A 14,525-nucleotide genomic window follows, 5' to 3' on the forward strand; every position below is an offset into this window, starting at 1 on the left:
TTGGTCGGCTGCTCAGGTGGGCTCGGGCGGAGAGCAGCCGACCAACGGTCGGCTCTACCATCGGGCGGAGAGCAGCCGACCAACGGTCGGCTCTACCACCGGGGCGGAGAGCAGCCGACCAACGGTCGGCTCTACCATCGGGCGGAGAGCAGCCGACCAACGGTCGGCTCTACCACCGGGTCGCCCAAGGGGGGGCGCGGTGTTTTATCCGTGCGGGGATTGCAACTGGGCGTCCAGCTGCGCCAGACGCTCCGGCGTGCCTACGTCGGTCCATCGGCCGCGATGGTGCTGGCCGGTCACACGGCCCTGCGCCATCGCGTGGCGCAGGAGGGGGACGAGGCTGAACTGCGGCGGTGTCGCGCCGGCCCCGGTGGTGTCGCCGATCACCGCCCGCCAGCCGTCGAGGATCGCCGGGCGGTACACGCCGATACCGGCATAGGTGAGCCGCGCGCTGTCGCCGTCATCGCTGACGCGACCATCGGCGTGCAGGATGAAATCACCGCGCGGGTGCTGCGCGGGATTGTCGACCAGCACCAGATGCGCATCGCCGGCAGGCGTGCGCGGCAACGTGGCGACCTCCATATCCGTCCACACATCGCCGTTGATCACCAGGAACGGTGCCTCGCCGAGAATCGGCAGGGCATTGAGGATGCCGCCACCGGTTTCCAGCGGCACGGCGCCCTCATCGATGAAGTGCAGGCGCAGCCCCCAGCGCGCACCGTCGCCCAGCGCGGGTGCGAACTGGTCACCCAGCCAGGCGGTGTTGATCACCACCTCATCGATGCCGGCGGCAGCGAGCCGTTCCAAGTGCCACACGATCAGCGGCTTGCCACCGGCCACCAGCAGTGGCTTGGGCGTGTGCAGGGTCAGCGGGCGCATGCGCTCGCCCTTGCCGGCCGAGAAGATCATGGCCTTCATGGGCGCGCCTGCACCGGTTCGGCGATGCGGGCCAGGGCCGGTTTGATGCGCAGCTCGAACAGGTCGTGCAGTGGGGCCAGCTCGGGATGGCGCGGCAGCACTTCATCCAGATAGCGGATGAAACGGGGTGCATCCTCGAAGTAGTGACCCTTGCCGTCGCGGTCGCGCAGGCGCACGAACAGGCCGAGAATCTTGAGGTGGCGCTGCACGCCCATCCAGTCGGCGTCGCGCAGGAACTGCGGCCACGGCCGCACCGGCAGGCCGGCGGCCAGGGCGAGCGCGTGATAGCGCGCCAACCACGCGTCCACGCGTTCGATCGGCCAGCTCAGGAACGCATCCTTGAACAGGCTGACCGGGTCGTAGGCGATCGGCCCGCGCACCAGATCCTGGAAATCCAGCACGGCCGGCCCGCCGTCGATCGGCATCAGGTTGCGCGGCATGAAATCGCGGTGGGTCAGCACCTGCGGCTGCTGCAGGGCGTTGTCCATCAGCAGGCGGTGCATGCGCTGCAGGTGCTCGATCTCGCCGCAGTCCAGTGCCAGGCCGAGGTGACGTTGCAGGAACCATTCGTCGAACAGCCCGGCATCACGCTGCAGCAGCGCCTCGCCGAAGCTGCCCATGCCCTCGGGCACCGGGATGGACTGCAGCCGGATCAGTTGCGCGAAGGCGGCATCGAACCAGGCATCGGCGTTGTCGGTGTCGATATGGCGGGCCAGCGTCGGGCCGCCCAGGTCTTCCAGCAGCAGGAAGCCGTTGTCTTCATCGCGTGCCAGTACCTGCGGCACGCGCACGCCGTTGGGCTCGAGCAGGTCGTGCATGCGCAGCCACGGGCGCACATCCTCCAGCCCGGGCGGGGAATCCATCACGATGTGGCTGCCGCGCGCGCTGGTGGCGCGCCAGTAGCTGCGGAAACCGGCATCGACCGACGCACGGTCAAGCGCGGTGGCCGGGTCGCCGAGGGCGGCGCAGGTCCACTGCCGGCGGTGTTCGGCGCGCAGCGGATCGGAAGCGGGATCGTTCATGGACGGGTACGTCGAAGCGGCGCCGGAAGGCGCGCGGGAAGAAAGAAGAGGGCGATGCTCAGCGCTTGCTGCTGAACAGCCGGAGCACGGCCAGGACCGCGACCGCACCGAGGATCGCGCCGATGAAACCGGCAGGCTCGCCGCGGGCATACCAGCCCATGTACTGGCCGAACCAGCCGGCCAGCAGGGCGCCGACGATGCCGAGCACGATGGTCAGCAGGCAGCCCATGCGGTTGTTGCCGGGCATGAAGAAGCGCCCGAGCAGACCGACGACGAAGCCGACCAGGATGATGTAGAGCCAGCTGGTGCTGCCAAACAGTCCGTTCATGCCAAATGCGTCAGTAGAGGTGGACGCAGCCTAGCAAGGCCAGGCTGCGTCCGCCAACGTCAGCAGCAGCCGTGGCCACCGTGACGGGTGCCGCTGTCGGCGGCGACCGGCGAACCGCTGGTCTCGCCACGCAGGCTGGCCGCGTAATGCTCGCTGATCACCTTGGACACGCAGGAGGTCACGCGCTTGCCCATCGGGATGTGCAGGAACTCGTTCGGGCCGTGTGCGTTGGAGTGCGGGCCGAGCACGCCGGTGATCATGAACTGCGCACCCGGGAACTTCTCGCCGAGCATGCCCATGAACGGGATCGAGCCGCCTTCGCCCATGTACATCGCCGGCTTGCCGAAGAAGGTCTGGCTGGCGTCGTCGATCGCCTGGGTCAGCCACGGCGCCATCGCCGGCGCATTCCAGCCGCTGGAGGCCTTCTCCAGGTCCAGCTTCACTTCCGCACCGTTCGGCGGATCGCGCAGCAGGGCTTCTTTGAGCAGCTCGCCGCAGGCTTTGCCGTCAGCGGTCGGGGGCAGGCGCAGTGACAGCTTCACCGCGGTATGCGGGCGCAGCACGTTGCCGGCCGAGGCCAGCGGCGGCAGGCCGTCCACACCGGTGACCGACAGCGCCGGGCGCCAGGTGCGGTTGAGCACCAGTTCGGCCAGGTCGTCGTTCATCGGGCGCAGGCCATCGACCATCGGGAATTTCTCGAAGATCGCGGTGTCCACCACTTCAGCGGCACGCTTGGCCTGTTCCTGGCGCTCGGCCGGGATTTCGACATTCATGCCGTCGATCAGGATGCGGCCGGTGTTCTCGTCCTCGATGCGCGAGATCAGCTGGCGCAGCAGGCGGAAGCTGGACGGGATCACGCCGGAGGCATCGCCGGAATGCACGCCTTCGTTGAGCACCTTGACCGAGAAGTTGCCGCCGGTCAGGCCGCGCAGCGAGGTGGTGCACCACAGCTGGTCGTAGTTGGCGCAGCCCGAATCCAGGCACACCACCAGCGAGGGCTTGCCGATGCGGTCGGCCAGGTGGTCGACATAGGCGGGCAGGTCGTAGCTGCCGGATTCTTCGCAGGCTTCGATCAGGATCACGCAGCGCGCGTGCGGCAGGCCTTGTTCCTGCAGCGCCAGCACGGCGGCCAGCGAACCGAACATCGCATAGCCGTCATCGGCGCCGCCGCGGCCGTACAGCTTGTCGCCGCGCAGCACCGGGATCCACGGACCCAGGTCGTCGTCCCAGCCGGTCATTTCCGGCTGCTTGTCCAGATGGCCGTACAGCAGGATGGTGTCGTCGCCGGTCTCGGCGCCGGAGGCCGGGATTTCCAGCAGCAGCAGCGGGGTGCGGCCTTCCAGGCGCACGACCTCGACGGTCAGGCCCGGCAGGTTCTGGGCGCGGGCCCAGGTTTCCATCAGGGTGACGGCCTGTTCCATGTAGCCGTTGGCGACCCAATCGGCGTCGAACATCGGCGATTTGTTGGGGATACGGATGTAATCGACCAATTGCGGGACGATCTCGTTGTCCCACTTTTCACTGACGAATTGGCCGAGCTTGGCGCTGTCCATCTGAACTCCAGAGTGCTTTTGACAAGTCCCGCCATTCTACGCCTGCGCTGGGGTAGGTATTTCCCTACACCACGTCGGGTGTTAGGCCTGCTGTGTGAAGGTGCCGTGGACGATAGGCTGTGTGTATGTGGCGAGGGACGCTGGAACCTTCGACAGGATTGCCGGCAGGGGCCGGTTCCGAGCCACAAGGAGTTACACGGTGGGACCTTGGTTTTCGTGCAGGGCGCTGGTGCTGGGACTGCTGTTGAGCGGAATGGCCTTCGCGGCCGATCGGATCAACATCAATACGGCGGACGCGTCGACGCTGCGGCAGGGACTGGCGAACGTGGGGCCGATGAGGGCCGAAGCGATCGTCGCGTACCGGCGACAACACGGACCCTTTGAACACGTCGAGGATCTGGCGCGGGTGAAGGGGATAGGGACAGCTACCGTCGAACGGAATCGACAACGGATGACGACCGGGGCCAGGCAGGCGCCGGCCGAGGCACCGCCCAGGAGGGCAGCGCCGGCCTCCGTACCAAGGCGCTGAACAACAGGACAGGTCGGGACAGGCAGGACGCCGGTCACTGGTCGCCACGGCAGGATGCCGCGGCGGCACCGACAGCTGCAGGGAGGCAGCACGCAGGGAGGCGGCGCGGAAGGATTGGCGCGGACCCACCAGGACGGTGGCATCCAGACCCCGGGAAGGGTTGAGATGGCGGAAGCATATACGGCCGAGTGCAGGATGCATGGCCGGCACCCAGACTGGGCAGGATGCACAGGGGGAAGGCGGGATGCCGACAAGGATGTATCGATTGCCCGGTCTGCACAGGATGTGTGGCCGGGCAATTACTTTTTGGGGCGCACGAAAACCGGCAGCAGGGCTGCGCGTGTTTTCGCGAACGCATGCAGGCACTTCGTGTAGCGTGGCGGCATCTCTTCGAATGGATGCACGACATGGCAGTACGCAGCACGCTGTTGAGTCTGGCCCTCGGGACGCTGCTGGCGACCGGGATGCTTCCCGCCACGACCGCCAACAGTGCGCCGACGGCCAGCAAGACGACCGAGGCCCCGCGCGGTCCCACCGATCTCAAGCCCGGCGAGTTTCTCTGGCATCCGGAGATCTCCCCGTCCGGCCCGATCGTGCTGGTGGTCAGCCTCGATGAGCAGCGCGCCTACGTGTACCGCAACGGCATCGCGATCGGCATGAGCACGATCAGCTCGGGCAAGACCGGGCATGAAACCCCCACCGGCGTGTTCACGATCCTGCAGAAGGACAAGGACCACAAGTCCAACCTCTACAACAGCGCGCCGATGCCCTACATGCAGCGCCTGACCTGGGACGGTATCGCGCTGCACGGCGGCAGCCTGCCCGGTCACCCGGCCTCGCACGGCTGCGTGCGGCTGCCACAGGCGTTCGCGCAGAAGCTGTTCGGCGAAACCCACCGCGGCGATACCGTGGTGGTGGCCGATGCCAAGAGCGCGCCGATGACGCTGGCCTATCCGGCCGTGCTGGCGCCGGTCAGCAGCACCGGCAAACCGCTGGTCGAGAGCACCGACGCGCCGGCGCATTACTGGAACGATGCGGCGGCCCCGGCCGGCCAGGTCGGCATTCTGGTCAGCCTGCATGATCAACGCCTGTATGTGCTGCGCGATGGCGTGCTGATCGGCGAGTCGCGGTTGGAGGCCAAGGCCTTGCCGGCGTTCGAGGGCACCACGTTGTTCGTGATGGGCCAGGGCTACCAGGACAACCCCAGCCCGCTGGACCCGCACCGCCCGCTGCACCGCTGGACCGCCTACCCACTGCTGGGCCAGACCGCCGCCAATGCCACCCCGGACCTGCTCGCCACGCCGAGCCTGCCGATGGCGCTGCCGCCGGAATTCGCCGAACAGCTTTACAGCGTGCTGGTGCCCGGCACCACGCTGCTGGTGACCAGCCTGCCCGCGGTTCGCCCGGTGCCCGATGAACAGAACCTGCAGCCCGTCTTGGAATCCGACGCCGGCGGGTCCACGTTGTAAGCGTTGCCTCCGGTTGGTGTGCTGCCCATGCCCGTTGTGAAATTGCTGCCTGCCGCGTTCTGCGGCCTGATCGCGTCCGCCACGGCGGGCGCTGCCAGCCCTGCGCCGGCCCCGGAGGCGACTCCGGTGCAGATGGCCGAGATGCTCTCCAAGGCCGCACCGGCTGCGGACAAACACGTGTTGCAGCTGGCGGCCCGCGCGATGCGCTGTGCGTTGCGCCGGCCGGAGCTCGGCGTCGACCCGGGCAAGTTGAGCGTGATCGATTACTCGCGGCCGTCGACCGAACCGCGTATGTGGATTTTCGATCTGACCCGCCAGCGGCTGCTGTTCGAGGAGTGGGTTGCGCATGGGCGCAACAGCGGTGACAACCGTACCCAGCATTTCTCCAACAAGGACGGCAGTTTCATGTCCAGCCTGGGCGCGTTCACCGCCAAGGAGACCTACATGGGCGGCAACGGCTATTCGCTGCGCCTGGAAGGGCTGGAGCCGGGCTTCAACGACCATGCCCGCGACCGTGCGATCGTCATCCACGGCGCGCCGTACGTGAACCCCGCGATCGCGCGTCTGCAGGGCCGGCTGGGCCGCAGCCTGGGGTGCCCCGCCGTGCGGCTGTCCGTGGCGCGGCCGCTGATCGACAGTCTGCGCGGGGGCACGATGGTGTTTGCGTATTACCCCGACAAGGACTGGCTGGCGCGTTCGCGCCTGCTGGAACCCGATTGCGGCGGCGTGTCCTGAGGCAGCTCTGCTGCGTCGGCTCAGGCACACTGGCGCCATGTCGACCGATACCGTCCTGAGCGCGGCCAGCCGCGTCATCCCCTCCTTCGAATACCGCCGCGAACGCTGGCGCAACGGCCTGGGCTGGACCCGAGAGATCCTGCGCGTGCCCGACAACGACAATTGGCAGGTGCGCCTGTCGATCGCCGAGATCGAGCAGGACGCCGCGTTCTCGGCCTTTCCCGGGATCGACCGCGAACTGGTGCTGCTGCGTGGCGAAGGCCTGCACCTGCGGTTCGCCGATGGCGCACTGCATACCCTGATGCCGCCGCACGACCGCCTGCGGTTTGCGGGCGAAGCGCAGGTGACCGGCGAACTGATCGACGGGGTGACCCACGATTTCAATCTGATGTGGCGGCGCGATGCCGTGCAGGCCGAGCTGCTGCACCGGCCGCTGGTGGGCAGCATGTTCTTCTTCACCGAACCGGAGGCGGCGTGGGCGATTCATCTGCTTGCCGGCCAGGCCGAATTCGAAGGCGAGCCGTCGCTGGCACCGCTGGCCGCCGGTGATACCGCCTGGTTGGCCGCCGGTGAGCGCCGCCGGTTTGCCTTGCACGGCGGCGGCGAGTTGCTGGCGATCCGTGTCGCTGCGGGGGGCCGCAACGCCTGAGGGCCTGCCGACAATCCTCAGTACACGTCGCGCCGGTAGCGCCCGGCCACGATCAAGGCCTCTTTCCCGTCGCGGCCCAGCGCCTGCTCGATCACCGCATCCACCGCCGGGGCCATGCCCTGCAGGCTGCCGCAGACCAGGATCGTGGCACCGTCGTGCACCCACTGCTGCAGCGTGTGGATCTGCGCCTGCAGCCGGTCCTGCACGTAGTGATGCTCACCAGCGTCGCGACTGAACACCGTATCCAGACGCGCGATCCAGCCATCGCGCTGCCAGGCGCGCAGGTCGTCGCCGAAGAAGAAATCGTGCGCGGCCGTACGCTCGCCGAACAGCAGCCAGTTGCGGCGCGCGCCGGCACTGATGCGCTCGCGCAGGTGGGCGCGCAGGCCGGCGATGCCGGTGCCGTTGCCGATCAGGATCAGCGGCGTTGCCGCTGCCGCACCGTGGAAGTTCGGGTTGCTGCGGAAGCGCAGATCGATGCGCCCATCCAACGCAGCGTGATCGCACAACCAGCCGCTGCCCAGTCCCGGGGTGCCATCAGGACGCAGCTGACGGCGCAGCAGCAACTGCACCTGGCCTTCGGCAGGCAGGCTGGCGATGGAGTACTCCCGGTGCGGCAGCGGGCGTAGCGCGGCGATCAGCGCGTCTGTGTCGGCAAACGCGGCCGTCTCGTCGCTGCTGGGCAGATGCGCCCGCGCGAGATGCGCACGCAGCGGCTGTCCATCGATGTCCGCATCGCCCTCCCAGGGGGTATCGCGCAGCCAGGCCTCGACCTCGGCCGGCGAATGCTGCGGCCCGATCTCGACCACGTCGCCGGCCTGCCACGCCGGCAGCACGCCATCGGCAGGTACCAGGGTGATGCGGTAGGTCGGTGCGCCCGGGCTGCCCGGGTTTTCCAGATGGCGCGCCTGCAGTTGCCACGGCAGATAATCGGCCGGGGCCCAGTCCGGCAGTTCGGTCGCTTCACCACCGAGCTGGCCGAGCAGTTGCTGCCAGTGGCGCAGTGCGCCGGGATCGGCGTTGTCTACCTCCACGGTATCGAACAGCGGATGCGCGCCGTGCTGACGCAGCCACGCATCGAGCTGGTGGCCAAACGCGCAGAAATGCCCGTAGCTGCGATCACCCAGTGCCAGCACGCCGTACTGCAGCTGCGGCAATGCGAGCGCCTGTGGCATCACCTTGCGCAGGAAGGGCAGGGCATGATCCGGCGCATCGCCTTCGCCGGTGGTGCTGGCCACGAACAACGCCTGCCCGCTGCGCTGCAGAAGCTCGGCCGTCACCGCATGCAGCGCGCGGATGCGGACCGGCAGGCCGGCAGCGCGCAACGCCTGCGCACTGCGTTCGCACAGCTGCTGCGCGAAGCCGGTCTGGCTCGCCCAGACAAGCAGGATCGGTGCGGGTCCGTTGTCGGCCACGTGGTCTTCGCGCGCGCGCCCGCGCCACCAGATCAGCGTGCAGAACGCGGCATAGCCCACCAGGCTGCCCGCTGCCCAGCGCCACTGCGAGGCCAGGGGTGCGCTCTGCCACCACGCGTCACCCAGATGCAGGCGCAGCAGCGCCCAGGCGATGACCGCCAGCAACAACATGACCGCCAGGTTGCCCAGCCACGCACGGGAAGGACGCAGACTCATGCCGCGCCCACGCGGTCGTCGGCGAGCAGGTGCTCGAATGCGGGACTCATCTGTTCCTCGATCCCGTGCGCGCCCCGGCTGACAACGCGGGCGGCCAGTGCATGGGTGCGCGCAAATGTGATGCCCTCGTCGGGGCCCATCACCGTCAATGCGGTGGCCCAGGCATCGGCCTGCATGGCACTGTCGGCGACCACGGTGACCGCGGCCGCAGCGCGCGTGACCGGTGCACCGGTGCGCGGATCCAGCGTGTGGCTGAACTGCTCGCCGCCCTGTTCGAAGTGATGCCAGCGATCACCGGAGGTGGCCACCGCCCGATCTCCCAGCGCGAGCACGCGTGGCGGATGGTCTGCTTGTGCATCGTCTTCCGGGGCCGATTCCACCAGCACGCGCCACGGCTGGTCATCAGGCTTGCGGCCAAAGCCGTGCAGCTCGCCGCCGACCTCCACCAGTGCGGCGTGCACCCCGTTCCCGCGCAGCCACCTGCTGACCTGATCGACACCAAATCCCTTGGCAATCGCCGACAGATCCAGCGCCAGCCCACCGGGTTGCAGCAGGCGACCGGGCTGCCACTGCAGCCGTTCCCACCCACACCGCGCACGGGTGGCGGCGAGGGCGGCCGCATCGGGAATGCGCCGGGCCTGCGCCTGTGCGCCGAATCCCCACAAGGCCACCAACGGGCCGATGGTCGGATCGAAGGCGCCACCGCTGCGCTGTGCGATGTCCAGCGCGCACTGCATCACGGTGTCGAACAAGGGCGGCAGCGCCTGCCACTCACCCGCGGGCGCACGGTTGAAGCGCGCGATATCGCTGTCGGCTTCCCACGTGCTCATCTGCGCCACGATGGCGTCCAGCTGCGCCTGGATGCCGGCGTGCAGCGGGTGCAGGTCGCGGCTGCGCGCCACGGCCAGCTTTACCTGCCAGGTGGTGCCCATGGTGTGGCCGCCGAGGCTGGCGATGTCGAGATCCGGGTTGTTCATGGGGATGGGCACGTCGGGCCTAGTAAGCCCGATGGCCGGACTGCGTCGGGTGAAAAGCCCCCGTCGTGTCGACGGGGGCGGGGTGAGGTGGACGGCGCGTGCAGCGGCCGCGCCGAAGGCCGTTACTCGGGCAGCACTTCCAGCGTGGCCACGTAGCTCAGGCGACGCTTCTTGGCTTCCTTGATCGAGGTCTTGCTGTCCTCGGTGCCGGTTTCCAGCCAGTACATGCCTGCTTCCGGCCAGGTGACGGCGAACTCGCCCTTGGCATCGGTGCTGACCTTGATCTCGTCCTGGGCGTTGCGGTACCGGGTGCCGCCGCGGGTGATCTCGAACGCCAGGCCGGCGGTCGGCTTGCCGTCGACCAGCACGCGGAAGCGCGCGGCTTCACCGGCGACCAGATCGTTCGGGTGAGCCAGGGCGATCATCTCGATGCCCTGGTTGGTCGGCTTGAGCGCGGTGTCGTTCGGGGTGCCGTTGGTGACGAAGGTTTCCACGCGACCGACCGACTGCGAGACCTGCAGGTTCCTGGCGTTCTTCGGCACTTCGGTGGCGAAGGTGGCCGGCGTACCGCGCCAGCGCTTGGGCTTGCCGTCCTCTTCCCAGCTGGCCGACAGACCGTTGTTGATCGTGGCCAGGCGGTAGGTGCCCTGCTGGGTCAGCTCGACATCGAACACGCTGCGGAACTTGCCGGTCGCCGCGTTCTGCGGCTGCACGGTGCTGCCGTCCGGCGCGGTGATGACCAGGTTGTCCAGGCGCAGCGGCACGTGGTTGAAATAGAACAGGTCGTTGGAGACCGCCGCATCGACGGTGATCCACGGGTTGGTGCCCGCGATCACGGTCTGCGAGGGCTGCAGCCAGGCCTTGTGGGCCAGGGCGGAGAACGGAAGTGCGGCGGCCATGGCGGCGGCGAGGACGAGCGTGCGCTTCATCGAAAAACTCCAGGTGGATGGGGGATCAGGGCTTGGCGGTCAGGGTGACCAGACCGAGTTCGGTCGCGCCCTGGGCCTTGCCGGACTGGGCGGACGTGGCCGGCCAGGTGAAGGGGATCTTGAGCAGTTCGCGGCCGCCGACTTCGCGCACCGCTTCCACCACGAGGGTGTAGTTGCCCGGTGCCAGCGCCTTGAGCGCCGGCTGCTTGTCGCTGAAGGAGAGCGCGTGCTTGCCGACCGGGCGGGTCGGGCCGGTCACGCCGTCCACCGGCACCTCCAGCGTGCGACCGCTCTTGCGCCACCACTGGCGCAGGTCGGGCAGCCACTTGGTGCCATGGCCTTCGGCGTTGCCGGTCTGCTGGTACCAGACGGAGAGGTTGGCGGCGACCTTCTGGTCGGCCCCTTCCAGCCACACGGCCACATACGGGCGGTGGTACTCGGCCACGTTGAGCTTGGGCACCTCGACGTTGATGTCCAGGGTGGTGGCATAGGCCGGCGAGGTGGCCAGCAGGCCGCTCAGGGCGATGGTCAGGGTGACGCGCATGGTGCGACTCCGGAAGGGACGGTCAGTGGATGAGGATCAGGGCGATCAGCAGCGGGATCAGCAGGCCCAGGCCGACCAGCGGCCAGGTCATGCGGCGCTGGCGGGCATGCAGGTGCAGCAGGAACAGGCCGGTGATGCAGAACACCAGGCAGGCCACGGCGAAGATATCCAGGAACCAGCCCCAGGCGGGCCCGGCATTGCGCCCTTTGTGCAGATCGTTGAAATAGGACACCCAGCCGCGTGCGGTGGATTCGTATTCCACGTCGCCCGTTTCGCGGTCGATGCTCAGCCAGGCATCGGCCCCCGGGCTGGGCATGGAGAGATAGATTTCGCCATCGGACCATTCGGCCGGGCGGCGCCCGATCGAGATGCCGAGCTGCGCATCCAGCCAGCGGCTGGCCACCCGGGGAATGGGCGCGTGGCCATCGGCGCGGTCGCCCAACTTGCCGAGCAGGTCAGCAGGCAGCTCGAGCTGGCGGCTGACCACCTGCGGCGTGGCTTCGATCCTGGCCGCGTGGTTCAAGGTGATGCCGGTCGCGGCGAACAGCAGCATGCCGATCAGGCACACCGCCGAGCTGATCCAGTGCCACTGGTGCAGCGTGCGCAGCCAGAAGCCGCGGCGTTGTTGTTGCACGCTGGAAGAAGGAGCGCTGGTGGCCACGGTCGGGAGAGAGAGTACTGAGGGGCGAATTACACCATTGATGAGAATGATTCGCAATTTGTGAAAAAAGAAGGCAGCGTTCCGTCGCCGGCGCGCTGCCCGAGGTCAAGGCCAGCGGCGACGTCACTCAGGACGCCGCCGCGGTGTGCCTCAGAACTTGGCGTTTAATGAGATCCAGTAGCTGCGACGCTGATCCTTGGTGGCGTAATCGTCCACGCAGCTGAACTCGCTGTCGCTGATCAGCACGCAGGACTGCGAGACGAAGTCCTTGTCGAACAGGTTGTTGACCCGCGCGTTGACGGTCAGCCACTTGTTGATATCCCAGCTGCCGCCGAGGTGGAAGATCGTGTAGTCCTCGTAATAGCGGGTCTGCGAGCTGCTCACGCCGCCGACGTTGCTGACCAGCGTGTCGCGGTAGCGGTCGTAGCGGCCTTCGCCGATCAGCGACAGGCTCACCGCCTCGCTGATCTGCCAGTTCAGGCTCGCATTGGCCATGTGCTTGGCCGGGTTGCCGGTGATCGGCAGGCCCTTGCCGGTGCCGCTGGTCTGCTCGCTCTTGGTCCAGGTGTAGTTGCCGCGCAGCTGCAGGGTGTCCAGCAGATCGACCTGGGCGGCAGCTTCGACGCCGCGGGTTTCGGCCTTGTCGATGTTCACGCTCTGGCCGAAGGTGCTGTAGCCCAGCTCGGCCCAGCCCGGACCGATGTCCACGCAGTAGCTGCCATCGTTCGGGGCGACTTCGCAGTTGGCGAAGGTGCCGCCGCTGGCGATCTTGTCATCGAACTTGTTGAGGAAGCCGGTGAGGTTGAAGCCCCAGCGATCGCCTTCGTAGTAAGTGGCGATTTCGTAGTTGGTGCTGGTTTCCGGCTTCAGGTTGGGCGAGCCGACCAGCGGGGTCACGCCCTGGCCGCCGAAGCCGACGATGCCCGGGAACAGCTGATCCGGACGCGGGGTCTTGTAGCCGGTGCTGATGCCGCCCTTGACAGTCCAGGCATCGCTGGCGTTCCACACCAGGTAGGCGCGCGGGCTGACGTGGCTGCCGAAGATGTTGTGATCGTCATAGCGCACGCCGACCGTGGCGGTCAGGGTATCGGTCAGCGACCAGTTGTCCTCGGCGAACAGCGCCCACATGCGGTGCTGCTGCTTGACGTTGTTCTTGTAGCCGTTGCCGTCCATGCCGAACACGCCATCGACCATGTCGGTGTCGTTGTACTGGCCGCCCACGGTGAGCTTGTGCGCGCCGAAGGTCAGGTCGAGCATGGTGTCCAGCACGTTGCCCTTCAGCTCCATCGTGCGCAGCGGGCGCGGCAGGAAGGCCTGCAGGCGCGCCAGCTCGGCGGCGTTGAGCGCGCCCAGTCCGTTGCGTGCGCCGGCCGCGCAGTTGGCGGCGGCACCGGTGCGGCGGCAGACGTCGTTCCACAGGCCCTGCAGATCAGCGCGCTCGTCCAGGGTCAGCGGCAGCGAGCGGCCGAGGTTGTTGCTGGTGATGTGGGTCAGCGTGGTCTGCCAGGTGCCGAACTCATAGCGGCCCTGATGGGTCAGTGCCAGCTGGTCGCGCTCATAGCGCTGGTAGGCGGTGTAACCCACGCGCGGCTGCACCACGCGGCGGGTGATGTTGCCCGGACCGTTTGGGTTGCGGATCGTCGCATTGCCAACGCGCCACAGGCTGGCCAGGCTGTCCAGGGTGCCGGTCTGGCCTTCGCTGTTGTCGTACTTCTGGCGCGACACGTCGTAGTCCAGCCACAGCTCGTGGTCGTCATTGACGATGAAGTTCAGGCGCAGGCCGGTGTTCCAGTTGGTGTTGGCCACCGCCTTGCCGCCGCCACCGAAGCCGATGCTGCGCGACCACAGCGTGCCGTCCGGCAGCGGCAGGTCATCCCATTCCGGGTTGGAGGCTTTGGCGTCGTAATAGCTGCCGCGCACCGACAGGCCCAGGCGGTCCTTGACCAGCGGGCCACTCAGGTAGACATCGGTGCTGCGGGCATCACCGAACTGGTCGTCCTGCTGCAGGGTGAAGCCCTGGGTGACCGCGCCATGCCACTCGGTCTGGTTGCGGCGGGTGATGATGTTGATCACCCCGCCCATCGCATCGGAGCCGTACAGGGTCGACATCGGGCCGCGGACCACTTCGATGCGTTCGATCGCATCCAGCGGTGGCATGTACGAGAACTGGCCGCCACCGAAGTTGTTCGGGTACAGGTTGCCGGCGTTGCTCTGGCGGCGACCGTCGATCAGCACCAGGGTGTAGTCCGAGGGCATGCCACGCATGGAAATGGTGGCGCGGCCGTTCTTGTCGGTCGGCTCCATGCCCACGTCGATGCCTTCCACGTCGCGCAGCGCATCCACCAGGCTGGTGTACGGGCGCTTGCTTAGTTCTTCGCGGCTGATGACGCTGATGCTGGCCGGGGCATCGGCGATCTTCTGCTCGAAGCCGGCGGCGGTCACGACCACCTTGTCCAGCGTGGTCGGGGCGGCGGCCTCGCCGTTGGCGAAGGCCGGGGCGCTCAGCGCACCGAGCAGGGCGATGGACAGGGTGCAGCGGGACAGGGACGTGCGACGACGATGGCGCTGGGCCATGGGGGT

Annotated in this window: 14 protein-coding genes; 4 read left to right on the forward strand and 10 right to left on the reverse strand. The window is 67.8% G+C overall.

Annotation, left to right across the window (positions count from 1 at the left end; all coding sequences use genetic code 11):
• Nucleotides 1-204: 204 nt before the first annotated feature.
• From murU to ABE571_RS14790, 4 genes are read right to left on the reverse strand one after another with little or no spacing between them, the layout of a single operon-like run.
• On the reverse strand, nucleotides 205-918 hold the full coding sequence (gene murU, locus ABE571_RS14775) for an N-acetylmuramate alpha-1-phosphate uridylyltransferase MurU (RefSeq protein ID WP_070426783.1): 714 nt from the start codon (nucleotides 916-918) through the stop codon (nucleotides 205-207).
• Nucleotides 915-1,940 (reverse strand): phosphotransferase, encoded by a 1,026-nt coding sequence (locus ABE571_RS14780; RefSeq protein ID WP_346493936.1) that lies wholly within the window; start codon nucleotides 1,938-1,940, stop codon nucleotides 915-917. Before ABE571_RS14780 ends, murU begins: the two co-directional genes overlap by 4 nt.
• Before the next feature lie 58 nt (nucleotides 1,941-1,998).
• On the reverse strand, nucleotides 1,999-2,268 hold the full coding sequence (locus ABE571_RS14785) for a GlsB/YeaQ/YmgE family stress response membrane protein (protein ID WP_019185648.1): 270 nt from the start codon (nucleotides 2,266-2,268) through the stop codon (nucleotides 1,999-2,001).
• Between the two features lie 59 nt (nucleotides 2,269-2,327).
• Nucleotides 2,328-3,821, reverse strand: coding sequence for a M20 family metallopeptidase (locus ABE571_RS14790; protein WP_313212597.1), 1,494 nt, complete (start codon nucleotides 3,819-3,821; stop codon nucleotides 2,328-2,330).
• 253 nt (nucleotides 3,822-4,074) lie between these two features.
• On the opposite strand from ABE571_RS14790, the gene ABE571_RS14795 reads away from it, so the two are divergent.
• The 4 genes from ABE571_RS14795 (at nucleotide 4,075) to ABE571_RS14810 (ending at nucleotide 7,203) form a co-directional block, all read left to right on the forward strand.
• Nucleotides 4,075-4,350 (forward strand): ComEA family DNA-binding protein, encoded by a 276-nt coding sequence (locus ABE571_RS14795; protein ID WP_313212612.1) that lies wholly within the window; start codon nucleotides 4,075-4,077, stop codon nucleotides 4,348-4,350.
• Between the two features lie 464 nt (nucleotides 4,351-4,814).
• Nucleotides 4,815-5,819 (forward strand): L,D-transpeptidase, encoded by a 1,005-nt coding sequence (locus tag ABE571_RS14800; RefSeq protein WP_346494016.1) that lies wholly within the window; start codon nucleotides 4,815-4,817, stop codon nucleotides 5,817-5,819.
• Between the two features lie 27 nt (nucleotides 5,820-5,846).
• On the forward strand, nucleotides 5,847-6,554 hold the full coding sequence (locus ABE571_RS14805; RefSeq protein ID WP_346493938.1) for a murein L,D-transpeptidase catalytic domain family protein: 708 nt from the start codon (nucleotides 5,847-5,849) through the stop codon (nucleotides 6,552-6,554).
• Nucleotides 6,555-6,591: 37 nt separating this feature from the next.
• On the forward strand, nucleotides 6,592-7,203 hold the full coding sequence (locus ABE571_RS14810) for a HutD family protein (RefSeq protein ID WP_346493940.1): 612 nt from the start codon (nucleotides 6,592-6,594) through the stop codon (nucleotides 7,201-7,203).
• A gap of 17 nt (nucleotides 7,204-7,220) precedes the next feature.
• On the opposite strand, the gene ABE571_RS14815 is transcribed toward ABE571_RS14810, so the two are convergent.
• The 6 genes from ABE571_RS14815 to ABE571_RS14840 all read right to left on the reverse strand — a co-directional run bounded on the left by ABE571_RS14815 (nucleotide 7,221) and on the right by ABE571_RS14840 (nucleotide 14,519).
• On the reverse strand, nucleotides 7,221-8,834 hold the full coding sequence (locus ABE571_RS14815) for a flavodoxin domain-containing protein (protein ID WP_346493942.1): 1,614 nt from the start codon (nucleotides 8,832-8,834) through the stop codon (nucleotides 7,221-7,223).
• On the reverse strand, nucleotides 8,831-9,811 hold the full coding sequence (locus ABE571_RS14820) for an FAD:protein FMN transferase (protein ID WP_313219147.1): 981 nt from the start codon (nucleotides 9,809-9,811) through the stop codon (nucleotides 8,831-8,833). The genes ABE571_RS14815 and ABE571_RS14820 overlap by 4 nt, the downstream gene beginning before the upstream one ends.
• A gap of 122 nt (nucleotides 9,812-9,933) precedes the next feature.
• Nucleotides 9,934-10,740, reverse strand: a complete 807-nt coding sequence (locus ABE571_RS14825) for a DUF4198 domain-containing protein (RefSeq protein WP_346493944.1) — start codon at nucleotides 10,738-10,740, stop codon at nucleotides 9,934-9,936.
• A 25-nt stretch (nucleotides 10,741-10,765) separates the two neighbouring features.
• A complete protein-coding gene (locus tag ABE571_RS14830) occupies nucleotides 10,766-11,284 on the reverse strand; it encodes a DUF2271 domain-containing protein (protein WP_313217466.1) in 519 nt (172 codons plus the stop codon).
• 22 nt (nucleotides 11,285-11,306) lie between these two features.
• On the reverse strand, nucleotides 11,307-11,945 hold the full coding sequence (locus ABE571_RS14835) for a PepSY-associated TM helix domain-containing protein (protein WP_345784554.1): 639 nt from the start codon (nucleotides 11,943-11,945) through the stop codon (nucleotides 11,307-11,309).
• A 150-nt stretch (nucleotides 11,946-12,095) separates the two neighbouring features.
• On the reverse strand, nucleotides 12,096-14,519 hold the full coding sequence (locus ABE571_RS14840) for a TonB-dependent receptor (RefSeq protein WP_346493946.1): 2,424 nt from the start codon (nucleotides 14,517-14,519) through the stop codon (nucleotides 12,096-12,098).
• Nucleotides 14,520-14,525: the final 6 nt, after the last annotated feature.

Origin of the sequence: Stenotrophomonas sp. TWI273, from assembly GCF_039674765.1 — a bacterium.
GTDB lineage: Bacteria > Pseudomonadota > Gammaproteobacteria > Xanthomonadales > Xanthomonadaceae > Stenotrophomonas.